We start from the raw sequence: 24,364 nt of genomic DNA on the forward strand, positions 1-24,364 counted from the left end.
TCGCTGGGCCCGGCCGGGCCAATGAACGACCGGATAGACCCGGAGGCAGGTCGCTGGCCTACTTGCGATAGACCTCGGCCGGATCGAACAGCCGGTCGGCATCGACGAAGACGAGCTGCGCACCGCTGCCGTCATCCGATCGCTCGACCTTGCGATAGAAGCAGGAATGGCGGCCGGTGTGGCACGCCGCGCCGGCCTGCTCGACGCGCAGCCAGACCGCGTCCTGGTCGCAATCGGTGCGCATCTCGACCACGCGCTGGGTCTGGCCCGAGCTCTCACCCTTGCGCCACAACGCATTGCGCGAGCGACTGAAATACCAAGCTTCGCCGGTCGCCACCGTCTTGCGCAGGGCCTCCTCGTTCATGTGGGCGACCATCAGCACGTCGCCGCTCACGGCATCGGTCGTCACACAGGTGACGAGGCCGGCCGCGTCGAACTTGGGCAGGAAGGCCAAGCCCTCCTCGCGCTCAACTGAGGATGAAGACACGAAACTCTCTGCTCAACGGGTTGGCAGGCTTACCGTTGCGGCGACCGCACCATGGACAGGAAGCGCGACTGCTCGGCCGGATTGTCCCTGAACATGCCGGTGAAGCGGCTGGTGAAGGTGATGGCGCCGTGCTTGGCGACGCCCCGCACCGACATGCAGGTGTGCTCGGCCTCGATCATGACGGCGACGCCGCGCGGCTTCAGCACCTCGTCGATCGCAGCCGCGATCTGGGCGGTGAGATGCTCCTGGGTCTGCAGGCGGCGGGCGAAGATGTCGGTCAGGCGCGCCAGCTTGGACAGGCCGACCACCCGCTCGACCGGCGTATAGGCGATATGCGCGCGGCCGTAGAAGGGCATCATGTGATGCTCGCATTGCGACGTGAACTCGATGTCGCGAATCAGCACGAAGTCGTCATAGCCGGCGGTCTCGCCGAAGGTGCGGTCGAGCACCTCGGCCGGGCACTGGTGATAGCCCTGGTACAATTCATCATAGGCCTCGACGACCCGGCGCGGCGTGTCGACCAGCCCCTCGCGGGTCGGATCCTCGCCGATGTAATTCAGGAGCGTGTAAACCGCGGCCTCGGCTTCCGCGCGCGACGGCCGTGGCCGATCCGGCCGCACGGCGGCGGCGAGAAAATCGGCAGGATCGAGCTCTGCAGCGCGGGGGTCAGTCAGCTTGGCGTCTAACGGCTTGCCCTCGGGCTTGTTCGCGCGCAACGTCTTGATCAAAGTGTCCATCTCAACTCCGTTCGACCGGTCGGCGGTCCGACCGGAGTGTCACCGGCACAGCATCACCTTGAGGGCGTCACCTGCAGAGGTGCCACACGCAGGCTGAGCGCCTCTCGCGCCGGACGCCTGTGGATGTGGCTGGAATTCCTGCCAATCGTTTCCATATACTCGCAATATAGGGCGATGAAACCCGGCCGCCAAGGCCGCCACGCCGGTAATTCCGGGACGTCAGGCACATGCTGAACGACATCTACAACAAGCGCATCATCGAGCTGGCTGGCAACATTCCGCGGCTCGGACGGCTGGACCACCCGGACGCCACCGCCACCGCCCATTCCAAGCTGTGCGGCTCGACCGTCAAGGTCGACCTCAAGATGGACGGGCCCGTGGTGACCGACTTCGCCCACGACGTGAAGGCCTGCGCCCTCGGCCAGGCCTCCTCCTCGATCATGGCTCGCCACGTCATCGGTTCCAGCGCCGCGGAGCTGCGCGAGCTGCGGGAGACGGTGAGAAGGATGCTGAAGGAGAACGGTGCGCCGCCGGAAGGCAAATGGGCCGACATCGCCCTGCTCGAGCCGGTGCGCGACTACAAGGCCCGCCACGCCTCCACGATGCTGACCTTCGATGCCGTGGTGGATGCGATCGGCCAGATCGAGGCCAAAGCCAACGGCGAGCAGCCGGCCGCGGCCCAGGGCTGAGGCGGCATCATTCTCCCGCACGTCAAAATCGCATAGCCAGCTCGCGCGAGCGTAGCGGCATCTGTCGCCCCTTTCGGACGCTGGCGCCGGTTCGCCAGCGACGTCGCTGCCTATTGCGGCGGCGTCGCCGCCACCGTCGCCGCCGGAAGCGCTTCGGCGGTGCGGGAGAGTTGCTTGTCGAGCGCGGCCGGGAAGCGGTCCTGCTGCTTGTCCCTGGCCTGCGGCTTCGGCGCGAGCTCGGCGACGGGTACCGCCCCCTTTGGCGGCAGCACCTCGGCGACCAGATCCGTGGTCACGATATTGGTCAGCCGCAGCTCGGCGCGCGACAGCTCATGCAGGTCCTCCCAGGGCGGCACGTTCAGCGCCAGCGACAGCAGATCGCCCGCTCCGCCCATGTCGAAGGTGTATTTGGCGAGACGCCCGATGTCGCGCTCGACGATCATCAGGTCCTGCGCCGTATAGCTCGCCGCCTTGGCGTCGTCGGCGCGGTCTCCCATCCAGATCTGGTGAACGCGGACATGGGCGGTGTCCGGAACGTAACGCGTGGTTCCAGCCAACAGCAGGAACACGCACATCGACTCGCAATAGGCCTCGGGCACCACGCGCGGCCGGTCACCCGCGCGGCTCGGACGCTGGGTCATGCCGACCGTCGTGCGCATCTTCAGCCCACGGAACCGGCGACCCAGGGTGATGGCGTCGTTGACCGAACCGCCGCTGGAGTCGAGCACCAGGGTGGTGCCCGTCAGGTCGCGATCCCTCGCGAAATCCTCGAAATCCTTCGGCGTATCGCCGGTAACGATCCCGACCGCGCTGACCCAGCCGCAATTCGGCTCGCAGGCGACCCAACCGAACCGCATCGGGAGTTTGCGCTCTTCGAGCGCGCCGCCGGCGCGCGCCGTGTTGGACATAACGGTGATCGCCCCACCGACCACCAAACCAAGCGCTGCCACACCGAGTAGCATCCAGCGCAATTCATGCGACCGCAGCAATCTCACGCGCAATCCGTCCCCCTCGTATAGCTCGGTACGCAGTTCCTCGGTTTTCTTGCGGAAAGACCTGACAAGCTGGCCTCAAATCCGTTATTAGTCTGTCACATCCTTGTCGGGAAACGTATCCGGGCAATCACCGACCGTCCAGCTGCGGCGTGCTGCGGCGCCGCTGAAAACTGGCCATTGTTGCATCACATCACCACAAATGAACGAGAGCAAGGTTCCCTGCCGAGGAACCGGTCAGAAGCTCGCACATCCATCTGGCATTTCGCTCATGAAGCACTCATGCTCCGACATCGGCTGCCATTCTGCGCACATCGGGTCGCTGCTGGGGCGACTCCCGCGCCGCGCGGCTCACGCGCTGATCTGGCTTTATCGCCACACATTGTCGCCGCTGGTCGGCTACAATTGCCGGCACCTGCCGACGTGCTCGGTCTATGCTGATGAAGCCATCGAGCGCTTCGGGCTCTGGGCAGGCGGCTGGATGACGCTCGCCCGGCTGCTGCGCTGCCAGCCCTTTGGCACCTCCGGCATCGACAACGTCCCAACGACGGCTCCTGCGCGCGCCCGCTGGTACCTGCCTTGGCGCTATGCGCGATGGCGCGGCGTCAACGGGCCGAACTGAGGTGCAGCGCAACAAGTACCGAATCGATCGACCTCGCAGATGGCGCTGGCGAAATCCCACGCCGGGACTATGCTTCTGTAATGCGACGGCGCTGTCAGCAGGAACCGCGCCGCTTGGACTGGCATTGATGTGACGCTTCCTTCGGGAGGAAACAACGATGCGCTGGACAATCAGCCCCAGAAGCCACCGAGCGCGCAAGAGTGTCGGTCCCGATCATGCCGGCCATCATGACGCACGCCAGGTGGACCTGCTCTGCATCATCGCTTTGTTGATCGTCATTGTCGGTGCCTGGCGCTATCTCACGGACAGCACCGCCCTGCCCCCGCCGACGACGTCCTACATCGTGCCCAGCCAGAGCGTGCACTGGTGAGATTCGCCCCTACCATCTCGGCCAGAAGATGAAATCGTCGCGCCGCGGCGGCGGATAGAGAGGAACCGGCTCCGGCGCCCGCGGCACGCGCCGGGCGCGCGGCGGCGGCTGGTAATCCGTCTCTGGAAGGACGCTCGCTTCGGCCGAGACTGTCGCGTCGGCCGGAGGCGATCTCACCGCGAGCAGGACATTCGATTCACGCGTGCGCCAGCGATAGCCGATCCCGAACTCCAGCGGCTGCGCGCGCTCGAACAGCTTCGCATAGCTCCTCTGATACATGTCCGGAAACTTGTCGATCGGCCCGGCGTAGCGTCCGAACGGCAGGAAACGCCAAGCCCGCGCTTCGTAGCTTGCGAGCGGGATGCCGGAATCGTCCTGGATGACGGTGGCGCTGTTCTTCAGCAGCCAGCTACGGACCCGCCCGAAGCCGTTCTCATGCAACAGATAGGACGCGCTCTTCAGGAGACTGTCGCCCGGCCCCAGCGGCGCGCAGAACTTGAGCAACCCGCTCGCCTTCACGCCGGAATCGGAGAGATCGCTGGAGAAGTAGTAGAGCGTCTTGGCGGCCCCGTCGGCGCCGGCAAACAGGATGCGCGCGCCCTTGGTCGCATTGCGCGTCGGCGCCTCGTCGTTGCCGTGCAATCCGCCGTTCTCGTCCAACCAGATCAGACTGGCCTCGCGGATCGTCTTGCCGGTGCGCGCCAGGAAGACGTAGAGGATCGGCAGGGTCCCTTCGAGCTCGCCTTCGCGCAGGTCGACCTTCATGTCCTTGGTGATGAAGAAGGAGAAGCTCAGGACCGATTGCAACGAGCGTTCGACATAGGACAGCGCCGGGCCGATGCTGCCTCGGGGCAATCTGGTCAGGTCCGGGATCGGGCCGGTCGGCTCGAGTGCCGCCAGGACATAGGTCGTTGCCTTCGGATGAAAGGCATCGGCATAGAGAAAATCCGGCCCCGAGAAGAAATAGAACATCGACGGCCGCGGCGCGGCCAGATTGGCATCCGCCCAGGCCCTGATCTTCGACAATTGTCGCTGCTCGAGCTGATTGAAGGCGTTGTCGAAGAACGCCGCGTGGCGCCGCCACGCCGGATCCTGCACGAAGGGCAGGAGCGGCGAGCCCGCTGCTGGCGGCATGCCCGCCAGCACCCGCGCCGTGTCGTCCGGCGTGGTGGTCTGAGCCCGAGCCTCGAAGCTCATGGCAAGGATCAGACATGCGACGGCGAACCAGACTCTCGAGACCAACAGCATTTCAATCCGAACCCGATGCGAGCGTTGCGGCGATACGGCGCGATCGCGCGTGAGCGAACCAATAGATCACCAATCCCGACGCCATTGCGCCTGCGCCGAGCCCTGCCTGCAAGGGCCGCGTTGTGATGAGATAGTACATCATGAAGAAGGTCACGCTGAGGAAAATCAACGGCGTGACCGGATAGCCCCAGGCGCGGTAGGGTCGCGTGAGTTCGGGCTGCGCGATGCGCAGCTTGATCAGTCCGAGCACAGCGAGAAGCGAGCAGGACAACAGCGAGAACTGGACGACGTCCAGCACCGCCTCGAAGCTTTCCGTGAACAGCATCAGGGTGGCGACCGTGAGCTGGAACAGCACGGCATAGGCCGGCGCCCCATTACGCGAGCGCCGCGCAAACACCGACAGCGCCGGAATGTCCTCGCCCATCGTCATCAGCACGCGCGGGCCGATCCACATCATCGCGGCAATGGAAGGAACCAGTCCGACGCAGATCATCGCGGCCACGAAGCGCCCGCCGGTCTCGCCGAAGATATGACTGCCCGCGATGCTCGCGACCTGGAGCTGGCCTGCGAGCGCGTCCATCGGTGCAGCCCGCAGGAAAACAGCGTTGAGCGCGATGTAGAGTACCAGAACGATCACCGTGCCCAGCAGCAGCGCGCGCGGCAAGGTCCGCTCCGGCGCATGCAGTTCGCCGATGATGTAGGTCGCCGCGTTCCAGCCGGAAAACGCGTACATCACGAACACCAGTCCGGTTGCGAACGCCGCACTCGTCACGTGGCCGATATCGGCCGCGGTCGGCAGGAAAGTGACCGACTGCGGGGCGGCAATGGTGTAGCCTGCGATGAGAAAGGCGGTGATGAGCGCGAGCTTCAGCATGGTCGACAACAGCTGGAAGCGGCTCGACTGCCTGATGCCGCCGAGCTGCACCGCTGTCACGAGCCAGACTGCACCCGTGGCGAGCAGCATCGGCGGAGCACTGGTGATGACGGCCCGACCATATTCGCCGAACGCCATGGCCGCGAGCGCCACCGGCGCCGCGAAGCCCACCGTCGCCGAGACCCACCCGGCCATGAAGCCGATCGCCGGATGGAACGCTCGTGTGAGGAAATTGTATTCGCCGCTCGAGCGCGGAAACATCGTGCCGAGTTCGGCATAGGACAGCGCCCCGCAGATCGACACCAGTCCCCCGACCGCCCACAGCGCCAGAATGGAGAAGCCGGACGGGATGTCCCGGACCTGGAAGCCGAGGCTGGTGAAGACGCCGACTCCGATCATGTCGGCGATGACGATCGCGGTCGCGACCGGCAAGGACACGGATGGAACCCGGTCGCCGTCTGTCCGGCCCCGGCCGGGATCGTCCGCCTCGGATGCAGCCATCTCGTCGAGGGACGCCCGGCGCCCCTTCCTCTGCCTCAGCCCAGGTTCCCGCCGAAGCATTCAAACATCGTTAACGGGCGTTAAATATGACCTTCCTCAAGGGTATTTTTGAACCGATTTCGGCCGGGCTGGGCTACGGCATTGCATCGGGCCGCCGGCCGTCCCACAATCGCGACACGTTCGCGTGGTGTGTCCCGGTACGCCCGGGGTCGACCGGACACGATCCTTAACGCGACCTCAATTTCGGCGGCGCAGGTTGAACGAAATCCGCTGGTTGAAGAGCCGTGTTGCGGCTCAAACGCGTCTTTGGGGACGGATGATCGGGGAAGACGAGAAAGCGGTGACGTCTGTGCGCAGGGGCTCGTGCCTCTGGTGGCGCGCGGCATCGGCGCTGGCAATCTGCCTTTCCTTCACGCATTGCGGCAAGGCGCCCAATCCCGAGGCGTTGGCCGCCAACGCATCGACGGCCCAGGGGCTGACCTTCGACGATCGTTTTCCGGCACCTGAATTCAGCGACCGCTTCCCGTCCGCGCAGGAGAGCTTCCGGCTTCACACGCCCTCCGACTTCGCTCCGAAGCCGGCGCCCTCACAGATCGCATCCCTGGAGCCGCAACGGTCGGAACGGCGGCAGCGTGAGGATCTGACGACCCTCGTCAGCATGCAGTCGTCGGCCTTTCCCTATTTCGGTAACAATCCGGCATCCGACGCGCCATTCCTGAACGTCAGTAACGGTGAGCGCCGCGGCCACCGCAGCTTGTCCGGCCGCGTCTACTGGCAGGACCAGACCTACAACGACAGCCGTGTGCTGGTGCACGTCCCCGAACAATTCGATGTGCGCAAGCCGGGCGTGATCGTCGTGTTCTTCCACGGCAACGGCGCCACGCTGGAGCGCGACGTGCGCGACCGCCAGTTGGTGCCGCAGCAGATCACCGCGGCGGGCGTCAACGCGGTGCTGCTCGCGCCGCAGATGGCCGTCGACGCCGCCGATTCGAGCGCCGGCAAGTTCTGGCAGCCCGGCGGCTTCAAGCGATTCATGGACGAGGCCGCGGCCAGCCTCGCCCGCCTGACCGGCAATCCGGCCACCGCGAAGACGTTCGCCGGCATGCCCATCGTGATCGTCGGCTACAGCGGTGGCTTCCTTCCCACGGCCTGGAGCCTCGAGGTCGGCGGCATCGGCGACCGCGTGCGCGGCGTCGTGCTGCTCGATGCGGTCTACGGCCAGCTCGACAAGTTCGCCAACTGGGTCGAGCGCAACCGCTCCGGCTTTTTCATCAGCTCCTACACGCGCTACACTGCGCGGCATGATCAGGAACTGATGGCGATGCTGCGCAATCGCGGCATCGAAGTCTCCGAAGACATGGACCGGCCGCTGCGCCCGGGCAGCGTCGTCTTCGTCGAGACCGACGAGGGCATCACCCATCGCGACTACGTCACGCAGGCATGGACCCGCAACCCGATCAAGGATTTGCTGGTCAAGATGGCGGCCGCCCAGCCGCCGATCCGGATCGCGGCCGGAGCCCAGGACATGTCGAACCGCGTGTCGAGCCGCTGAGACAGAGGCCGCCGCAATGCCTCAGGACTTCGGAAGCTTCTCGACGAAGCCGTTGAAGCAGGCGAGCCGCTCATCCTCTTCCTTGGTGAACTTGCAGTCGCCGACCACCTTGGCCTTCATCGCCTTCGGCTTGGCCGCCGGCGGAATGACGGCGTCGTAGCAGTTCAGGCGCTCCTTGGTTCCGTCGTCGATCTCCAGGCAGGCCTGGAGCTTGGCGGCCGCCGATTGCGGCTTGGCCGGCGCGGCGGCGGCGGTCTTCGTCCCCTTCGGCTTGACCTGCACCAGCGGACGGTCACCGACCATCGGCGCGCTCTGGGCCAGCGCAGGGGTGCACAGCAGCACTGCGGCCAGGCTCAACATCATCTTCTTCATGCCATATCTCTCTCATCCGACCCGTGGGCACGCGAGGACGTCCGTCGATGCTACTCGCCGGCCGTGGCAGAATCCACGCCCCAGCAGCCCCCCACGACATCGGCCTTTAATCCGGTCGGGCCGGCTTTGCCAAGCGCCAACCCGCTGCTCAGGCCGGAACCGCGGTCCGCGCGCGCTGGCGGCTGGCCAGAATTGCCAGCAACGCCAGGGTCAGGAACATCAGTGCGACGTAGCCGGTGGCTCCGAGCAGGTCGCGTGCAAACAGGCTGCCGCCGATCGCGGAGCCGATGGCCTGGCCGATATAGAGCACGGAGGTGTTGAGCGACACCGAGGCCGAGGCAAGCGGCGGCGCGGCTGCCACCAGCCGAACCTGCTGCATCGAATTGGTGGACGCAAACCCCAACCCCCAGATGGCGACCGCCACCGCCATGAGGCCGTAGGTGCCCGCCGCCAGCGTCCAGGCCGACACACCGGCGAACATCAGGCAGGTGAACAAGAGCGATGTCCGGTAGGCCCCCCAGCCATCGACGATCCGGGTTGCGATAACGACGCCGAGAAAGCCGCAGGCGCCGTAGATCGCGAACACCAGCCCGATCTGGTTGGAGTCCGCGCCAGTCAGGCGCTTCAACAGCGGTCCCATGAAGGTGAAGATCACGAACTGCCCCGACATCTGCAGGGTCGTGACCAGGAGCAGCAGAACCACCAGACGGTTACGGCCGAGCTCGGTCCAGGTCTTCAACGCAACCGGCGCGCCCTTCAGGCCGGATGGCAGGCGCCATGTCAGCAGAACAAAGCTGACCGCGCCGGCCGCACCGACGGCGAGATAGGCAGCCCGCCAACCAGAATGACTGCCGATGAAGGTGATCATGGGCAGCCCCACGGCGGCCGCCAGCGACCAGCCCAGGAAGACATAGGCGATGGTGCTGCCGCGTCTCTCGACCGGGCTGATCAGCGCCGCCGTCCCGGCGGCCTGCGGTGTATAGAGCGCGCCGACCGCGAGCATCACCAAGCGCAGCACCAGCAGGCTCGCATAATCGGGCGCAAACGCCGAGGCGAGATTGCCGAGCGTGAGGACCATGAGCGTCGCTGCGAGCAGACGGCGGCGATCGAAGCGGCTCGTCAGCCAGGCGGTCAAGGGCGAGCAGATGCAGAGCACCACCGCGCCGAAGGTGATCAGGAGTCCCGCCGTCTGAACGCCGACAGCGAGATCCGCGGCGAGCTCGGACAGCAGGCCGGCGGGCGCGAGCACCGAGCAGCCGGTGACGAGATTGCCGAGCATGAGCGCGGTCGGCGCAAAGCGCCCGGAAGCGAAAGTGGATGTCATCGCGCCTCAATAGCAGAGAATTTCATGCATTTGCATGAAAATGTCTCATGCCGCCCATGACTTTCTCTCGTCCTCCCTCCTTCGTCCTGGCCGCCCTTCTCGTCAGGGCGCGGGGGCGGACTGCGCCGCCGAGGCCTGCGGCGAGGGAATCTGCGTCCACGGAACCGGCGTACTCGTCGGACGGGCGATGGCCTTGGACGGCGGGCAGCTCTCGGTCAGCATCTTCAGAGCAGATTGCAGGCCTTCGCTGCTCACCGGAAATGTCGAGACATTGCGACGCGCGACATTCAACAGGGAATCGCTCAGCTCGGCCGACGGCATCAAGGACAGCGTTTTCACCTGGCTTGCATTCAGGAACACGCCCCAGGTCTCGCGATCGCCCGACCGCCGCGGCGGCGAGAGGAAATTGAGCCGCATATCTCCGCTCGCCATCGCCAGCGGACCCGGCGGCGAGCCGGCCGGCGCGATGCGCTCGACGTCGAGCTCGAAGCGGTCCTGATCGAAGCAGACCATCTGCAAGCGCGTGGTCTGGAACGTGCTCTCACCGTCCTTGCGTGCGAGAATGGTCTTGTAGGCAATCCCACGGCTGGCGGTCTCGAACATCCAGGAGCTTTCGACCCGCTGCCGCCTGTCGAGCGCAAACCGCGCGATCTCCTCCCGCGTCAGGATGCGCATGCTCTCGAACGGGACAGACCGCGCCACCGTGAGCAGAGCGGGATCCGCGCCGAGCTTGGTGATGTAGTCGAGCACCATCTTGTCGGCCCGCGCCATCGCCTGCTGCATCGCCTGCGCCCGCATCTCGCGGGTCGGCACGCCGCCGGTGAAGTTCAGGATGACGCGCGGCGAATGCACCGCGAGCGTCGCATCCGCTGCGATCTCACGCGTGGGCGCGCCGAGCAGCATGTAGGGACAGGCCGAATTGCACATCGCCCCCCGCGTCCAGACCTCGCCATGCAGCTCGCGCCCGGACAGCTTCAGCTTGGTACAAGCCTCGCCCTCCTGAGGCTCGAAGCCGCACTCGCGCAAGGTGGTGCGTCCCACCCGCACGGCGGCCTTGCGCTCGCGCAGCATGTCGCCGATGGCGAGCGCCTGCTGCAGATTGCCGCCTGGCGAATTGAAGTAGATCGGCAGTCTGCGCTCCCCGATCTGCTTCATGAACTTGCGAAAGCGCGCCGCGGCGCCGCCGTCGATCTTGCCTTCGGCGGCGATCCAGCTGTCACAGCCATGTCCACAGGCGTCCGAGGAGCCCTTGACGAGAGCGAACGCAATCGGCGTCGAGCCGTCGGCGACCCACGGCGACGCGGCGCGGCGCGCGGCCGGCCTGGACTCCGTTGCAGGCCTGGCCGGGGCACCCGGCCTCGCATGTGCCGCGGGCTTTGGCTGGGTCGCCGGCTTTGGCATCGCCGGAACGGCCGCGAGCGACGACAGGCTCGACAACACGAACACGATCAGCGCGGCCCCAACATGAATGCCGCCGCGCCGACACACAGACAGCGGCGCCTCTCCTGCAGACTCCATCGCCAAACGCGTCCCCACGCCCCGAACACTTGAAGTTGTATCATACCGGCCCGCGGCGGCAATCTCCGCATCGCCGCACCAGCCGCAATTGGGCGGTTTTCCCGTCCCTCTCCCGGTTGCAGCCTGAAAATCCCCTGCTATACCCCTTGCTCCCGCTTACCTGCGCTCGTTCGCAGGAGTGAGCTCAAGGAGTGACCCATGTCCGATCCGAAATCGCCTGATTCCAAGTCCGACCAGCAAAAGTCCAATTTCCAATACAGCCTCAGCAACCTGAAGCCCGCCGCTCCGGTCGAGAAGATCACCATCAGCTTCCCCGACGGCGCCCGGCGTGAATATCCCCGGGGCACCACCGGCTTCGACATCGCCAAGGGCATCTCGCCCTCGCTCGCCAAGCGCACCGTCGCCATGGCGCTGAACGGCGATCTCGTCGACCTCAACGATCCGATCAATGAGGACGCCAGGCTCGAGTTCGTCGACCGCGACGATCCGCGCGCGCTGGAATTGATCCGGCACGATTGCGCGCATGTGCTGGCCGAGGCTGTGCAGGCGCTGTGGCCGGGCACCCAGGTCACCATCGGCCCTGTCATCGAGAACGGCTTCTACTACGACTTCTTCCGCAACGAGCCGTTCACGCCCGAAGACTTCGCCGCGATCGAGAAGAAGATGCGCGAGATCATCGGCCGCGACAAACCCTTCACCAAAGAGGTGTGGGACCGCGAGAAGACCAAGCAGGTGTTCCGCGACAAGGGCGAGGCCTTCAAGGTCGAGCTGGTCGACGCCATTCCCGGCGAGGAGCCGATCAAGATCTACTACCAGGGCGACTGGTTCGATCTCTGCCGCGGTCCGCACATGACCTCGACGGGCAAGATCGGCAACGCCTTCAAGCTGATGAAGGTGGCGGGCGCGTATTGGCGCGGCGATTCCAACAATCCGATGCTGACCCGCATCTACGGCACGGCCTTCGCCAAGCAGGAGCAGCTCGACGCCTACCTCAAGCAGATCGAGGAGGCCGAAAAGCGGGACCACCGCAAGCTCGGCCGCGAGCTCGACCTGTTCCACTTCCAGGAGGAAGGCCCGGGCGTCGTGTTCTGGCATCCGAAAGGCTGGAGCATCTTCCAGGCGCTGATCGCCTACATGCGCCGGCGCCTCGCCGGCGACTATGACGAGGTGAATGCGCCGCAGATCCTCGACAAGTCGCTGTGGGAGACCTCGGGCCACTGGAACTGGTATCGCGAGAACATGTTCGCGGCGCAGTCCGCCGGCGACGAGGCCGAGGACAAGCGCTGGTTCGCGCTGAAGCCGATGAACTGTCCGGGTCACGTGCAGATCTTCAAGCATGGCCTGAAGAGCTACCGCGACCTGCCGCTGCGGCTCGCCGAATTCGGCGTCGTGCACCGCTACGAGGCCTCCGGCGCGATGCACGGCCTGATGCGCGTGCGCGGCTTCACCCAGGACGACGCGCATGTGTTCTGCACCGAGGACCAACTCGCCGACGAGTGCCTGAAGATCAACGACCTGATTCTGTCGACCTACTCGGATTTTGGCTTCGAGGGCGAACTGACGGTGAAGCTCTCGACCCGCCCGGAGAAGCGCGTCGGCACCGACGAGATGTGGGATCACGCCGAGCGCGTGATGGCGACCGTGCTGAACGAGATCAAGGCGCAGAGCAACCACATCCGCACCGAGATCAATCCAGGCGAAGGCGCGTTCTACGGGCCGAAGTTCGAATATGTGTTGCGCGATGCCATCGGCCGCGACTGGCAGTGCGGCACCACGCAGGTCGACTTCAACCTGCCGGAGCGGTTCGGTGCGTTCTACATCGACGCCGACGGCGCCAAGAAGGCGCCGGTGATGGTCCATCGCGCGATCTGCGGCTCGATGGAGCGCTTCATCGGCATCCTGATCGAGCACTATGCCGGCAGCTTCCCGCTGTGGCTGGCGCCGACCCAGGTCGTCGTCACCACCATCACCTCGGAAGGCGACGAATACGCCAAGCAGGTGCTGGCTGCGCTGCGCCGCGCCGGGCTCAGATGCGAGATCGACCTGCGCAACGAGAAGATCAACTACAAGGTCCGCGAGCACTCGCTGCAGAAGATCCCGGCCCTGCTCGTCGTCGGCAAGAAGGAGGCCGAGACGCATTCGGTCTCCGTCCGCCGGCTCGGCCGCGACGGCCAGACCGTGATGCCGACCGCGGAGGCCATCGCCGCCCTGGTGGACGAGGCGACGCCGCCGGACGTGCGGCGCCGTCAGCGCGAGGCGGCGTGACGTCGTAGCGCGTAGCCCGCACGAGCGCAGCGACATGCGGTGTCGCCGCGACAGCGCGTGAGATCCCGGATGTCGCTCCCGCCGTCGCCCTGACGGGCTCCGGCGCGCGCTCATCCGGGCTACGCGGCTACGCCGACAGACTGGCGACAGCATCCGCCGAACCTCTGTCTCGACCCGCGGCCTGCAGCGCCACGTCGGCGCATTCGGCCATGTAGAGAAACATCGTCGCGAGCATCCGCTCGATCGCCTCGCGCCCCAGCGGCAGAATGGTGATGGCGTCGGTGCTGCGGATGAGCAGGCGCTTCTCCTCTGCGTCTCGCAGCAGCGTCAGCACGTGCTTGCGCGACACCGAAAAGCGGGTCGCCAGACCGTTGATTGAGAACGGCACGGGGCCGTCGGGCGGGAATGGCTGGTCCGGCCCGGCGCCTTGGGCCAGGCTGAACAGGATCACCATGCCCGCGGTCCGTTCGGCAAACGGCTCGAGCTCCGGCGCTCCGTCGAGGATCCGGACGCCGGCGATGAAACGACGGCCGAGCTCGAGCACGAAGCTCTTCACGAAGGCCGGATCGTTCAACGCAGCCCGGTAACCCACGGCGGCCGGCAGCACCGCGCTCATGGCGTCGAACTGTACGCCCCAGCGCTCGCGATGCAGCGCGATCAGCTTGTCGGTCGGGACCAGCGGCCGCCGCCGGCGGTCCAGATTCGAGGCCGACGCCACCAGCCCGGTCGCCCGCATCAGCGCCAGCATGGCCTCGCAGCGGCCGCCGCTGCACAGGTCGAGCCTGGCACACATCTCCTTCATGGCGCCGACGGTGAGACCGAGCTCGCCGTCGCGCTCCTCGGCAAAATGCAGATACAGCGCGACGTGCGGAAACAGCGCCCGCGCCCGGTCGCTCAGCAGCGCATTGAGGATGCGATCGCCCCGATACAGCCTGATCGCCGATGCCGTCGACGCCCGCATCGCCCGTGCGAAACCAGCCGTCCCGCGCAGCCGCGCGACGGCGTCAGGTGACGGAATCAGTGCGGTCATCGGCACGTCAGATCTTGCACTCGAGGCAACTCCCGGCGGATCTCTTAGCACTATGTTTTTACCGGCCCGCCCAAGGTTCGACAATTCGCTGGGAATATCGTGCTTAGGACAGATGGCCGCATCGGATATGCCCCGATCCGCGTCGTCCCGCGCGAAGTCTTCGCCGAAACCCGCAAAGGCTGCAGCGCCGGGTGCAGTAGAACCGATCAAAACGCCGTGCCGTGGTCTCGTTGCAGGCGGAGGCCCATGCTATCTGTCGCGCGTGCAACGAACGAGACCCACCGACGTGACCGACGCGATTGAACTGCTGAAGACCCGCCGCTCCGTGAAGCCGCGCGAGATGAGCGGCCCCGGCCCCTCGCCCGCCGAGCTCGACACCATTCTGACCATCGGCGCCCGCGTGCCAGACCACGGCAAGCTTGCGCCATGGCGCTTCATCGTGTTCGAGGGCGACGGCCGCCGCCGCGCCGGCGAGGTCATCGCGGCCGTGTTCGCCAGGAAGAACCCGCAGGCGAGCGCCGCCGAGCTGGAGGTCGAGAAGAATCGCCTCATGGAGGCGCCGCTGGTGATCGGCCTCGTCAGCTTCACCCGGCCGCATCCCAAGGTGCCGGCCTATGAGCAGGAGCTCTCCGCCGGCGCGAGCGCGATGAACATCCTGACCGCGGCCACCGCACTCGGCTATGGCGGCTGCTGGCTGTCTGGCTGGTTCATGTTCGACCGCGACGTGATGGACGGTCTCGGCCTCAAGACGGAGGAGAAGCTCGCCGGGCTCATTCACATCGGCAAGCCGGCCAAGCCGAGCGAGGACCGGCCGCGTCCGGCGCTCGCGGACATCGTGACGCGGTTCTGACGAAGGCACGCGCGGGACCGGCGCGACCTTCAGGAGCAGACGCCCGGCGATCGCTCGGCTCATTGCCGCGCCACGCTCCATCCGCCCAACATTGCGAGCGCAAACAATCCAGGATTCCTCCGCGGAAGCCGTCCGGATTGCTTCGCTGCGCTCGCAATGACGCGCGGAGATGCCTCAGCCCCCAACTAATTGGCACTCCGAAGCCGCGTGCAACATTCCGTACGCTTCCCTCTAATCCTCACGCCGCCTGCGATGATCTCGCGCCGAACTGCGCCAGCAGGCCCGCGATCTCCGAGGCCGGCTTGGCCGCGCTGAACAGAAAGCCCTGGACCTGGTTGCAGCCCTCGGCGCGCAGCCACTCGAGCTGATCCGATGTCTCGACACCCTCGGCGGTGGTGATGATGTTGAGGCTCTTGCCGAGGCCGGAGATGGCGCGGACGATGGCGAGGCAGTCGGAGCGCTGCGCGAGATCCTTCACGAAGGAGCGGTCGATCTTGATCTTGTCGAACGGGAAGCTGCGCAGATAGCTCAGGCTGGAATAGCCGGTGCCGAAATCGTCCATCGAGATGCGGATGCCGAGCTGGCGAAGCTGATGCAGCGTCGCCAGATTGGCCTCGGTCTCGGCCAGCAGGATAGACTCGGTGATCTCCAGCTCGAGCCGCTCCGGCGCCAGCGCCGACTGCGCCAGCGCCTGGACCACGACCTGCACGAGGTTGCGGCTGCGGAACTGCACCGCAGAGAGATTCACCGCGACCTTGATGCCGTCGGGCCATCGCGCCGCCTCGTGACAGGCCTCGCGCAGAACCCACTCGCCGAGCGGCACGATCAGGCCGATGTCCTCGGCCACGGGAATGAAATCGGCGGGCGAGATCATGCCCTTGTCGGGATGACGCCAGCGCAGCAGGCATTCGAATGCGGAGATCGCGCCGGTCGCGACGTCGACCAGCGGCTGGTAGTGCAGCTCGAACTCGCCCTGGGCGAAGGCACGGCGCAGATCGTGCTCCATGTCGCGGCGCTTCTGCGCCTGGCGGTCCATCTCCTTTTCGAAGAACCGATGCACGCGGCCGCCGTCCTGTTTGGCGCGGTACAGCGCCATGTCGGCGTTCTTCATCAGCTCCTCGCAGCTCGCGCCGTCGCCCGGCGACAGCGCGATGCCGATGGAGGCACCGATCACGAGCTCGTTGCCGTCGATGTCATAGGGCGCGCTGAGCGCCGCGATCAGGCGGGCGGCACACTCGCTGGCGTCGCTGGCGCCGCAGCTCTGACTGATGATCACCGCGAACTCGTCGCCGCCCAGCCGCGCCGCCAGCTTGCCGCCATGCATCTGCTGTGTCAGGCGGCCCGCGACCGCCTGCAGCAGCCGGTCGCCCATCGGATGACCGAAGGAGTCGTTGACGGTCTTGAACAGATCGAGGTCGATGCACATCACCGCGATGCGGCGGTCGGCCGCCCCGGCGCCGTCGAGCTCCTGCGCGAGGCGCTGCTGGAAGAATTCGCGGTTCGGCAGGCCGGTCAGCCCGTCGTGGTGCGCCATGTAGGCGATGCGCGCCTCGGCGCGACGACGCTCGGTGATGTCGACGATCGCGACCAGCACGCCGTCGCGGCCATCGAAGGTGATCTCGCGGCCGTAGGTCAGCACCTCGATCTCGCTGCCATCGGCCTTGCGATGGCGCCAGTCGCGGTGAAACAGATCACCGTCGGCCAGCCGCAGCAGCGCGTCATCGAGGCTTTCCCATTCGCCCGGCGGCCAGAGATCCCAGACATTCATGCACAGCAGATCCGCCCGGCCGTAGCCATAGTGCCCGACCATCGCATCGTTGACATTGAGGATCTGCGCGGTCTTCGCATCGAGGATGCACATCGGCACCGGGTTGGCGTCGAACAGCAGCCGGAACGAGGCCTCGCGCCGCTTCAGCGCGGTCACGTCGGCAATGGTCAATGAAATGATGTCGCCAAAGGCGTGGGCGCCGAGCCTGAGACTGCGCGCCTCGCTGTCGAGCTCGAACTGGTCGCTCCGCCCGTGCGTGACGACGTCGAACAGCCGCGCCATCACCTCGGGCGTGCACAGCATGTTGCCGCCCTGCTTCAGCCGATGCCATTGCAGCGTCGCCGACGGCAGCCTGAGCAGGTCGGCCGCCGCGCGATTGTGATGAACCACCTGGAAATCGCAGGGCATGCCGACGCTGTCGCGGATGGTCGCGAGCGAGACCACGCCGTCGTCCGTCGTCGAGAAGATCGCATCGAGCAGATTATATTGCGCGTCGCGCTCGTTGACGTAGGTCCCGACCAGCGTACTGCCCCACCGCGAGTTGGTCGGCAGCGCCAGCACGTCATAACTGCGGACCATGCCGTCGCGGACGCAATGCGCATGAGCGAGATAGGGCTGGCCGCTAACGAGCGCGCAATTGGCCGCCTCCACCAGCACGGTGGCGCAATCCGGCGACACGGCTTCGACCGCGACGTCCCAGCGCTCGTCCTGCAGCCATTGCTGGACGTAGCGGCCGCTGCGCGAAATCTGGAGGCCACCGTCCTCGTTGTTGAGCACCGCGATATGATCGGCGAGACGGCCGAGGCTGCCCAGCATGACGTCCTCGTAGCGCGGCAGGCGCTGGCCCGGCTTCAATGCCGCCTGCCATTTGCGCCTGAGCACCGGAATGTCGTCAAACAGATCGCTGCTGATCGTCGTCAACGCCTTGGTCGTCGCGGCACGCATCATTCCCACTCAATCGCCACCCTGTCGGTCCCGACGGTATCTGAAGCAGACACGGCTTTAACGAGCTGTAAATGCATTGGCTTCGCGCCTCGCGCGCAGCGATTGTGACAGTTTTAAGTGGTTCCATGGTTATCGCGCATTAGCGACTATGACAGCATCGCTTCACGTTCGTCGCCGATGTCGCAACGGCGAGGTCGATACGGATACGGCATAGATGCGGACGTGAACCTGCGATCTCGCGACAATATCTGCCCGAGTTTTGCTAATCGAACCGCCCCCTTCGAACAGAGGGCGCAGGGAGAGCCGGACCTCGACTGAGGCCCGTGGCCCGCCTGCGAAAAAAATGCAGGCGGCAGGTACCACAGGTCAGCCGGAAACCCGGCCCTCCCTGCGCGATGGCTGAACGGCTGCTTCGCGTTCTCCCTGGTGCGCCGGGCTTTCTGGCCACCATCCCCACGCGAAGCGAAGCCTCAACGTGAGTTGACATCAGCATCGGGATATCAGGACCGCGCGACTTGACCGTGCGTGGCGAATTGTTCGTCGGCGCGGGCAACCCGCGCTGCAATCCACCACGCCCACCGCTCCCCGCCTCGCGTCTCGTGACGACCGCGATACGCCCCTCATCTCGAGGCGGGATGCGCGGAAAGATCCGCCTGATTTGCCCGACGACACAAGAACTAATAACTGCGACAAAGTAACCCGACGGGCAGATGTGCACGACTTAGCGAGTCGTGTCGCGCACCACTGCTTCGACAATCACCGCTGTCGTCCCGGCCTTGAGCCGGACCCATAGCCACCGGCCGCGGTGATGCGGACCACTGACAGCGACGTCCCCCGATAGCATCCGCGGTATGGGTCCGGCGTTCGCCGGGACGACACCCGTGGTCAGGCGCGCTCCTGCCAAAAACGCTGTTCTTGCATCAGTCCTCCTCGAGACGGATGCCTGCGTCGCTGAGCGCCCGCATGATCCGCTCGATGTCCTCGGGTTCGACTGTGTTACCCGGGCAAAGTGCGTTCAGCTCGTCGAACGTGATCCAGCCCTTGCGCTCGCCGATCTCGATGGCCTGGCGGATGATGTGGGATATCTGCATGCGGCTCTCCCGGAGACTGGCTCTCATAGATAGCGGGGAGAGTCGGTGTCCTTCTGCGGGGCCATTTCGCGTGCGAGCCGCTCAGCGCGCGAGCACCTCGACCTCGCCGTCGACGCCGTTGACGACGCTGAAGGAGCGCTCGAACACCTTGCCTTCGTTCTTGGCGATGGCGCGGTAGTCGCCTTCGGACAGCACGACCTTGGGGAAGGCGCCGATCGATTCCTTGATCACGTCGCCGCCGGGGTTGATGACCGACCAGGCGGTGTTGGCGAGCGCCTCGCCGCCCTTGTCGGAGACGAGCTTCAAGGTGATGACCGCGGCGCGGTGCGTCACCGTGACGTCGGTGAGCTTGCCAGCCTGGACGCGGATGTCGGAGCGCACCACCGAGTTGGCGTCGCCATAGTTGGAGACGATGTAATAGGTGCCCTCCGGCAGCATCAGCATGTCGCCGGCGGCGACGTTCGGCACCAGCGGCGCCCGCTCGCGGCCGTCGAACTGGCTGCCCTTGTAGATGGCAAACGAGATCTGGTTCTGCGGGATCTTGCTGGTGCCGACCCTGCCCTCGAGGCGCAGGCCCCCGGCCGGCAGCACGAAAGATTCGCGATCGGTCTCCGTCTTCAGGTTCACCGACCTGACCGCGCTGACGAGGCCGAGCGCGACATGCACGACATAGGTGCCGGGCGGCAGCACGATGTTCGGCGTCGGGCCGCGATCCTCGCGCAGCATCTTGAAGGCGCCGGATTCGTCCGGCCGGTCGGCGAACACGCGCCAGACCAGACCGCCATTGATGTTCGGCAGGTCCTTTCCGAACCGCGCCGACAGCGACAGCACGCCCTGATTGGGAGCCGCGGCGGGTGGAGCAGCAACCGGCGGGATCGCAGCCGGCGCGCCGGGTGGGATCGCGGCGACGGGCGGTCCCGGCAGCACCTGCGGGGCCGGCGGCGGAATGGGACCGGCGGCGGGGCCGGAGGGTGGCGCCAGGCTCACCGCCGCCCCGGGATCGGGCACCGAAGCCGGCGGAATCGGCGGTGGCCGGTCGCTGAACAGTTGCGCCGCGGCCGGCGGCGTCACGAGCCCGGTCAGCGGCCACGACAAGGCGAGCACAAGCCATAGCCGCCCGCTGCGCCGGAATCTGGTGAACCCGCGACCTGTCGTCATCGTCTTGCTTTTGAACAAAAACGCGGCAAATTCAAGCCTCTACTCAACTGTCCCGGAGGAACCCCGTAAGCAGCGCGCGACTTGGTCGCATTCTCCGGCGGAGAGTTCAAATCAGCGGCATCCGGCGCTCCCGTCGACCCGGCATAAAGGATGCTTCTGGTAGGCTGGTGCTAGGCTGTCATGCGTCATGAGTCCGTTGCCGACTCGTTGCACACAGTTTGCGTAGGCGTGGAGATCTCGGTGCTGGACATTCTGAAAGGACGCCGTGCGAACGGAACCGAAGGTTCCGATGTCGGTCTCGGCACGATCCGCAAGCCGGTCATCGGCCTTGCGCTTGGCGGCGGCGCGGCGCGCGGTTTTGCCCATATCGGCGTGATCCGGACCCTGATGGCGCACGGCATCGTGCCCGATGTCGTGGTCGGCACCTCGATCGGCGCCGTGGTCGGCGGCGCCTATGCGGCCGGCCAGCTCGATACGCTGGAGGAATGGGCGCGCAGCCTGCAGATGCGCAACATCCTCGGCTATCTCGACATCCGCCTCAACGGCTCCGGCCTGATCGGCGGCGAGAAGCTCGCCGCCCAACTCGAAGCCTCGCTCGGCCGCGTCACCATCGAGGAGCTGCCGATGAAGGTGGCGACCGTGGCGACCGAGATCCGCACCGGGCACGAGATCTGGCTGACCCATGGCAGCCTCGTCGACGCGATGCGCGCCTCCTACGCCCTGCCCGGCATCTTCGCGCCGGTCCTGATCGGCGACCGCTGGCTGGTCGACGGCGCCATGGTCAATCCGGTGCCGGTGTCGGCGGCGCGCGCGCTCGGCGCCGAGATCGTGATCGCCGCCAACCTGTCGAGCGACGTGTTCACGCATTCGACGACGATCTACTCGCATGGCCAGCCGGTCGAGGTGCCGGAGACAGTGATGGAGAGCGCGCCGCCGAAGCGGCGCTTCCGCAGGCTGTTCTCGCCGGAGCGCGCGGTGAAGCGGCAGTTCTTCGGCGAGGGCGGCCGGCCGGGCATCTCGTCGGTGATGGTCGACGCCTTCAACATCATGCAGGACCGCATCACCCGCGCGCGCCTCGCGGGCGATCCGCCGGACCTTCTGATCTCGCCGCGCGTCGGCCAGATCGGCTGGTTCGACTTTCATCGCGCGGCCGACCTCATCGCGTTCGGCACCAGGGCGGCCGAACGTGCGCTGGATTCCATCCAGGAAGCGATCGGCGCGGTGACGCCGACCGGCGGCGGAGCGACTACGCCGTCTTGATGTACTGGCGCAGTGCTTCCTGCTCGGCCTCGTATTCCTGGACGCGCCACTTCACGACGTCGCCGATCGAGATCAGGCCGGCCACGACGCCGCCCTCGATCACCGGCAGATGGCGGAACTTGCCGTTGGTCATCATTTCCATGATCGAGGCGACGGTATCCGCAGGCTTGCAGCTCACCACCCGCCGCGTCATCACGTTCGACACCGGCTCGGTCAGCGCGGCGGCGCCGCGCTCGCCGAGCGCGCGGACGATGTCGCGCTCCGAGAGGATGCCCTCCATCCGGGAACCCGACATCACCAGCACCGCGCCGATCTTGCGGTCGGCGAGCCGCTTGGCGGCTTCGGCGAGTGTAGTCTGGGACTCGACGCTCTCGACCTGATGGCCCTTGGTGTCGAGGATCGCACGTACTGTCATTGCTCGTCTCCTTGAGGGGCCGGTGTGCCTTCTTGAGCGAGGCGTCGTTGCGGCCGATGCTTCCAGCGATCGTCAGTCAAGCGAGTCTTCAATCAACAGTCTGGCAATGCAACGGATCCAATCCTTCTGATCGCGCTTTGGTTGCATTGCACTCCGCAAGCTGGCCTGCGCGGCACAAATCGCCTGCTTTCGTTCATCCGGAATCGTGCCCCGGTTGCAGTGGACGCAAATGATGAATGAAATCACCTGCGCTCGCAAGCGCAGGATCGCGGCACCTAACGGTCGACCACGTCGGATGGCAACGCAGGCGCAGCATCGTCACGCACATGCGGGGTGGGATCGAACAGCGCAAACAGGATCAGTCCGGCGATGAATCCGCCGATATGAGCCTGCCAGGCGACGTCGGCGCCCTCGGCGCCGGGCGTGATGCCGCCAATGCCGAACACGATGTTGACGCCGAACCACACTGCCAGAAAGCCGAGCACCCGCGGATTGCGCAGCGCACGCGTCAGCGACAGCGCCGGAACCCTGGCCGCCGCCTCGGCATCGCCGCGGGTGAACGACAGGAAGCTGCCGCTCACGAAGGCAAAGCGCATCGCCGCCGCCATGGTGCCGGACACCGAGGCCGAGGCGCCGATCATCGGCGCCAGCGCGTGCTCGTGCGTGAGCAGATGCGCCAGCGCACCGGCCGCCGCCGTCACCGCCATGAACAGATAGAACCGGACCGCCCCGAAGCGGCGCGCGAGCGCGCTGCCGAACGGCAGCAGCCAAAGCACGTTGAAACCGATATGCGCCAGATTGGCGTGCAGCAGCGAGTAGCTGAAAAAGGTCCAGATCTTGGCCGGCGTGCCGCCGGGAAACGCCCCGTCCATCAGGGTCTGGTCGTATCGTTTCGGGACGAAGGCGAACAGGTCGATGATCCAGCCGTTCCACTCGTCCGGCAGCAGCACACGCAGATGGATCACCGCGATCAGCAGGATGTAGGCGGTCAGTGCGCCCGGCAGATTGAGGATCGGCTCCCGCGCCTGCTGGAGCGGCGGATCCTGCGTGAGGTCTGACGAGGGGGAATCCAACGGAACGCACGCCTTCGACGAGAGGAACAGATCCGTCAGATAGGCGGCTTTGGCCGGCCTGTGCAAGCGCATGGCGGCAGAGTTGATGTGCAGCCCCGGGCTGCGGAGGCGAAAGGACAGCCGATCCGCCAAAAGAAAGAGGGAGGGTTCTGAGAAAACCCTCCCTCCGAGACTTGCCGGCCTTTGCCGCGTCCGGAGCGCCCGGGGTCGTTTTCCCCACCCCGCCCCGTCGCGACGACCAGACTTGTTTGACGCCGCCTGCGTGTAACTCACCGTATCGCGGCGGACCTTCCACCTTCCGGCCGCGATCTGATGAACGCATTGTTAACGATCGCTCGGCGGCCGCCAAGCTCATCGTTAATTTAACCTTAACGCGCGGAAGGCCGGGGGAAAGCCGGCACGATCGCACCATCGGCATGGACGCTGCACCACCCCTCCTGCGAAAACAAACCAGGGAGGCGCCTGGACGAAAGCGGGACAGCAATGTCCTCCGTGACGTCGAGGGCGCGAGGGATCACCGAGATGAAACATCCGTCCAATCGCGAGCTCTTCGCCTATTGGAACGACAGGCGCGGCCATGCCAAAGCGCCGGAGCGCTGCGACTTCGAGCCGTCGGCCGTGCGCGAGCTGCTCGGCGACATCTTCGTCTTGTCCTGCGATGCCGACAGCGGCTTTCCGTTCCGCATGGCGGGCACGCGGCTGTGCGCCCTGCTCGGCGGCGACGTCAAGGACAGGAGCTTTCCGGCGCAGTTCGCGCCCGCCAGCCGCCGCGAGATCGAGGAGATCACCGCGGTGGTCTGCGAAGAGACGCTGCCGGCGATCGCCGGCGTGACGGCGCAGGCGCCGGATCGCACGACCGCGCATTTCGAACTGCTGCTGCTGCCGTTCGCCGCCCGCGCGCATGAGCCGATCAGCCTGACCGGCCTGCTCGCCCCGTTCGAGACGCCGCAAGGCGCGCTCGGTCCGCTGGAGATGGTGTCATGGCGCTACATCCATCCGCCCGCCGGACCGATCGTGCCGCGCGCGTTGCGCAAGCTCGCGCTCGCCCGCGGCCTGATGGTGTATGAGGGACTGCGCTGAGTGCAGCGCCGATCTCGTGGCCCGGATGAGCGCCAGCCGGAGCCCGAAGGGCGCAGGCGAAAGCGACATCCGGGACAGACCATCCTTACATCGCGTGCCCGCGTCGAAGCTGTCGCACGCCGACGGTGAATCGCCGGCGGACA

Annotated in this window: 22 protein-coding genes; 8 read left to right on the forward strand and 14 right to left on the reverse strand. The window is 66.2% G+C overall.

The window, feature by feature from the left end; genetic code table 11:
• Positions 1 to 58: 58 nt before the first annotated feature.
• Both hisI and folE read right to left on the reverse strand, forming a co-directional pair.
• A complete protein-coding gene (hisI, locus tag ACQR0U_RS15670; protein WP_315714658.1) occupies positions 59 to 487 on the reverse strand; it encodes a phosphoribosyl-AMP cyclohydrolase in 429 nt (142 codons plus the stop codon).
• Positions 488 to 516: 29 nt separating this feature from the next.
• Positions 517 to 1,224, reverse strand: coding sequence for a GTP cyclohydrolase I FolE (gene folE / locus ACQR0U_RS15675; protein WP_315714660.1), 708 nt, complete (start codon positions 1,222 to 1,224; stop codon positions 517 to 519).
• A gap of 227 nt (positions 1,225 to 1,451) precedes the next feature.
• Between folE and ACQR0U_RS15680 the strand changes: the two genes are divergently transcribed.
• Entirely contained in the window at positions 1,452 to 1,913 is a 462-nt protein-coding gene (locus tag ACQR0U_RS15680) for an iron-sulfur cluster assembly scaffold protein (protein ID WP_315826211.1), read from the forward strand.
• A gap of 110 nt (positions 1,914 to 2,023) precedes the next feature.
• Here ACQR0U_RS15680 and ACQR0U_RS15685 read toward each other — a convergent pair whose 3' ends face one another.
• Positions 2,024 to 2,914, reverse strand: a complete 891-nt coding sequence (locus ACQR0U_RS15685) for a hypothetical protein (RefSeq protein ID WP_434843475.1) — start codon at positions 2,912 to 2,914, stop codon at positions 2,024 to 2,026.
• 262 nt (positions 2,915 to 3,176) lie between these two features.
• Here ACQR0U_RS15685 and yidD point away from each other — a divergent pair, with 262 nt between their 5' ends.
• Together yidD and ACQR0U_RS15695 are read left to right on the forward strand one after the other, a co-directional pair.
• On the forward strand, positions 3,177 to 3,527 hold the full coding sequence (gene yidD, locus ACQR0U_RS15690) for a membrane protein insertion efficiency factor YidD (RefSeq protein WP_315749469.1): 351 nt from the start codon (positions 3,177 to 3,179) through the stop codon (positions 3,525 to 3,527).
• A 157-nt stretch (positions 3,528 to 3,684) separates the two neighbouring features.
• A complete protein-coding gene (locus tag ACQR0U_RS15695; RefSeq protein ID WP_315714664.1) occupies positions 3,685 to 3,897 on the forward strand; it encodes a hypothetical protein in 213 nt (70 codons plus the stop codon).
• A 9-nt stretch (positions 3,898 to 3,906) separates the two neighbouring features.
• Here the strand turns inward: ACQR0U_RS15695 and ACQR0U_RS15700 are convergent, their stop codons facing one another.
• Positions 3,907 to 5,145 (reverse strand): hypothetical protein, encoded by a 1,239-nt coding sequence (locus ACQR0U_RS15700; protein ID WP_434843476.1) that lies wholly within the window; start codon positions 5,143 to 5,145, stop codon positions 3,907 to 3,909.
• 1 nt (position 5,146) lies between these two features.
• Positions 5,147 to 6,520 carry an APC family permease gene (locus tag ACQR0U_RS15705; protein WP_315826213.1) on the reverse strand — a complete coding sequence of 458 codons (1,374 nt, stop codon included), beginning with the start codon at positions 6,518 to 6,520 and terminating at the stop codon, positions 5,147 to 5,149.
• Positions 6,521 to 6,836: 316 nt separating this feature from the next.
• On the opposite strand from ACQR0U_RS15705, the gene ACQR0U_RS15710 reads away from it, so the two are divergent.
• Complete coding sequence (locus tag ACQR0U_RS15710) at positions 6,837 to 8,072, forward strand: alpha/beta hydrolase (protein WP_434843477.1); 1,236 nt, start codon at positions 6,837 to 6,839, stop codon at positions 8,070 to 8,072.
• 21 nt (positions 8,073 to 8,093) lie between these two features.
• On the opposite strand, the gene ACQR0U_RS15715 is transcribed toward ACQR0U_RS15710, so the two are convergent.
• The 3 genes from ACQR0U_RS15715 to ACQR0U_RS15725 all read right to left on the reverse strand — a co-directional run bounded on the left by ACQR0U_RS15715 (position 8,094) and on the right by ACQR0U_RS15725 (position 11,169).
• A complete protein-coding gene (locus ACQR0U_RS15715) occupies positions 8,094 to 8,444 on the reverse strand; it encodes a hypothetical protein (protein WP_315714667.1) in 351 nt (116 codons plus the stop codon).
• Positions 8,445 to 8,592: 148 nt separating this feature from the next.
• Positions 8,593 to 9,768: an MFS transporter gene (locus ACQR0U_RS15720; protein WP_315826214.1), complete on the reverse strand. Its 1,176-nt coding sequence runs from the start codon at positions 9,766 to 9,768 to the stop codon at positions 8,593 to 8,595.
• Positions 9,769 to 9,870: 102 nt separating this feature from the next.
• Entirely contained in the window at positions 9,871 to 11,169 is a 1,299-nt protein-coding gene (locus ACQR0U_RS15725) for a hypothetical protein (protein ID WP_315750024.1), read from the reverse strand.
• Positions 11,170 to 11,484: 315 nt separating this feature from the next.
• On the opposite strand from ACQR0U_RS15725, the gene thrS reads away from it, so the two are divergent.
• On the forward strand, positions 11,485 to 13,551 hold the full coding sequence (gene thrS / locus ACQR0U_RS15730) for a threonine--tRNA ligase (RefSeq protein ID WP_315749462.1): 2,067 nt from the start codon (positions 11,485 to 11,487) through the stop codon (positions 13,549 to 13,551).
• A 127-nt stretch (positions 13,552 to 13,678) separates the two neighbouring features.
• Here the strand turns inward: thrS and ACQR0U_RS15735 are convergent, their stop codons facing one another.
• Positions 13,679 to 14,581, reverse strand: a complete 903-nt coding sequence (locus tag ACQR0U_RS15735; protein ID WP_409998608.1) for a hypothetical protein — start codon at positions 14,579 to 14,581, stop codon at positions 13,679 to 13,681.
• Between the two features lie 286 nt (positions 14,582 to 14,867).
• On the opposite strand from ACQR0U_RS15735, the gene ACQR0U_RS15740 reads away from it, so the two are divergent.
• A complete protein-coding gene (locus ACQR0U_RS15740; RefSeq protein WP_316164494.1) occupies positions 14,868 to 15,431 on the forward strand; it encodes a nitroreductase family protein in 564 nt (187 codons plus the stop codon).
• Between the two features lie 238 nt (positions 15,432 to 15,669).
• On the opposite strand, the gene ACQR0U_RS15745 is transcribed toward ACQR0U_RS15740, so the two are convergent.
• The 3 genes from ACQR0U_RS15745 to ACQR0U_RS15755 all read right to left on the reverse strand — a co-directional run bounded on the left by ACQR0U_RS15745 (position 15,670) and on the right by ACQR0U_RS15755 (position 20,393).
• Positions 15,670 to 18,144 carry a putative bifunctional diguanylate cyclase/phosphodiesterase gene (locus tag ACQR0U_RS15745; RefSeq protein ID WP_316202883.1) on the reverse strand — a complete coding sequence of 825 codons (2,475 nt, stop codon included), beginning with the start codon at positions 18,142 to 18,144 and terminating at the stop codon, positions 15,670 to 15,672.
• Between the two features lie 920 nt (positions 18,145 to 19,064).
• A complete protein-coding gene (locus tag ACQR0U_RS15750) occupies positions 19,065 to 19,235 on the reverse strand; it encodes an RNA polymerase sigma factor region1.1 domain-containing protein (protein ID WP_316170248.1) in 171 nt (56 codons plus the stop codon).
• An 81-nt stretch (positions 19,236 to 19,316) separates the two neighbouring features.
• The gene (locus ACQR0U_RS15755; RefSeq protein ID WP_315714673.1) at positions 19,317 to 20,393 is read right to left on the reverse strand and encodes a hypothetical protein; all 1,077 of its coding nucleotides are present in this window, start codon (positions 20,391 to 20,393) and stop codon (positions 19,317 to 19,319) included.
• 240 nt (positions 20,394 to 20,633) lie between these two features.
• On the opposite strand from ACQR0U_RS15755, the gene ACQR0U_RS15760 reads away from it, so the two are divergent.
• A complete protein-coding gene (locus tag ACQR0U_RS15760) occupies positions 20,634 to 21,653 on the forward strand; it encodes a patatin-like phospholipase family protein (protein ID WP_315714674.1) in 1,020 nt (339 codons plus the stop codon).
• On the opposite strand, the gene ACQR0U_RS15765 is transcribed toward ACQR0U_RS15760, so the two are convergent.
• Both ACQR0U_RS15765 and ACQR0U_RS15770 read right to left on the reverse strand, forming a co-directional pair.
• On the reverse strand, positions 21,640 to 22,068 hold the full coding sequence (locus ACQR0U_RS15765; protein ID WP_315714675.1) for a CBS domain-containing protein: 429 nt from the start codon (positions 22,066 to 22,068) through the stop codon (positions 21,640 to 21,642). The genes ACQR0U_RS15760 and ACQR0U_RS15765 overlap by 14 nt on opposite strands.
• Before the next feature lie 275 nt (positions 22,069 to 22,343).
• Positions 22,344 to 23,141, reverse strand: a complete 798-nt coding sequence (locus ACQR0U_RS15770; protein ID WP_315714976.1) for a rhomboid family intramembrane serine protease — start codon at positions 23,139 to 23,141, stop codon at positions 22,344 to 22,346.
• Positions 23,142 to 23,663: 522 nt separating this feature from the next.
• Between ACQR0U_RS15770 and ACQR0U_RS15775 the strand changes: the two genes are divergently transcribed.
• Positions 23,664 to 24,221 carry a PAS domain-containing protein gene (locus ACQR0U_RS15775; RefSeq protein ID WP_315826219.1) on the forward strand — a complete coding sequence of 186 codons (558 nt, stop codon included), beginning with the start codon at positions 23,664 to 23,666 and terminating at the stop codon, positions 24,219 to 24,221.
• Positions 24,222 to 24,364 lie beyond the last annotated feature (143 nt).

Source organism: Bradyrhizobium sp. HKCCYLRH3097 (assembly GCF_051167875.1).
Classification (GTDB): Bacteria; Pseudomonadota; Alphaproteobacteria; order Rhizobiales; family Xanthobacteraceae; genus Bradyrhizobium.

What these genes read in the sequence shown, in the direction of transcription:
- folE (WP_315714660.1), bottom strand. Translation starts at nt 1,224, where the DNA reads ATGGACACTTTGATCAAGACGTTGCGCGCGAACAAGCCCGAGGGCAAG.
- ACQR0U_RS15680 (WP_315826211.1), top strand. Translation starts at nt 1,452, where the DNA reads ATGCTGAACGACATCTACAACAAGCGCATCATCGAGCTGGCTGGCAAC.
- yidD (WP_315749469.1), top strand. Translation starts at nt 3,177, where the DNA reads ATGAAGCACTCATGCTCCGACATCGGCTGCCATTCTGCGCACATCGGG.
- ACQR0U_RS15695 (WP_315714664.1), top strand. Translation starts at nt 3,685, where the DNA reads ATGCGCTGGACAATCAGCCCCAGAAGCCACCGAGCGCGCAAGAGTGTC.
- ACQR0U_RS15700 (WP_434843476.1), bottom strand. Translation starts at nt 5,145, where the DNA reads ATGCTGTTGGTCTCGAGAGTCTGGTTCGCCGTCGCATGTCTGATCCTT.
- ACQR0U_RS15705 (WP_315826213.1), bottom strand. Translation starts at nt 6,520, where the DNA reads ATGGCTGCATCCGAGGCGGACGATCCCGGCCGGGGCCGGACAGACGGC.
- ACQR0U_RS15710 (WP_434843477.1), top strand. Translation starts at nt 6,837, where the DNA reads ATGATCGGGGAAGACGAGAAAGCGGTGACGTCTGTGCGCAGGGGCTCG.
- ACQR0U_RS15715 (WP_315714667.1), bottom strand. Translation starts at nt 8,444, where the DNA reads ATGAAGAAGATGATGTTGAGCCTGGCCGCAGTGCTGCTGTGCACCCCT.
- ACQR0U_RS15720 (WP_315826214.1), bottom strand. Translation starts at nt 9,768, where the DNA reads ATGACATCCACTTTCGCTTCCGGGCGCTTTGCGCCGACCGCGCTCATG.
- ACQR0U_RS15725 (WP_315750024.1), bottom strand. Translation starts at nt 11,169, where the DNA reads ATGCCAAAGCCGGCGACCCAGCCAAAGCCCGCGGCACATGCGAGGCCG.
- thrS (WP_315749462.1), top strand. Translation starts at nt 11,485, where the DNA reads ATGTCCGATCCGAAATCGCCTGATTCCAAGTCCGACCAGCAAAAGTCC.
- ACQR0U_RS15735 (WP_409998608.1), bottom strand. Translation starts at nt 14,581, where the DNA reads ATGACCGCACTGATTCCGTCACCTGACGCCGTCGCGCGGCTGCGCGGG.
- ACQR0U_RS15745 (WP_316202883.1), bottom strand. Translation starts at nt 18,144, where the DNA reads ATGCGTGCCGCGACGACCAAGGCGTTGACGACGATCAGCAGCGATCTG.
- ACQR0U_RS15750 (WP_316170248.1), bottom strand. Translation starts at nt 19,235, where the DNA reads ATGCAGATATCCCACATCATCCGCCAGGCCATCGAGATCGGCGAGCGC.
- ACQR0U_RS15755 (WP_315714673.1), bottom strand. Translation starts at nt 20,393, where the DNA reads ATGACGACAGGTCGCGGGTTCACCAGATTCCGGCGCAGCGGGCGGCTA.
- ACQR0U_RS15765 (WP_315714675.1), bottom strand. Translation starts at nt 22,068, where the DNA reads ATGACAGTACGTGCGATCCTCGACACCAAGGGCCATCAGGTCGAGAGC.
- ACQR0U_RS15775 (WP_315826219.1), top strand. Translation starts at nt 23,664, where the DNA reads ATGAAACATCCGTCCAATCGCGAGCTCTTCGCCTATTGGAACGACAGG.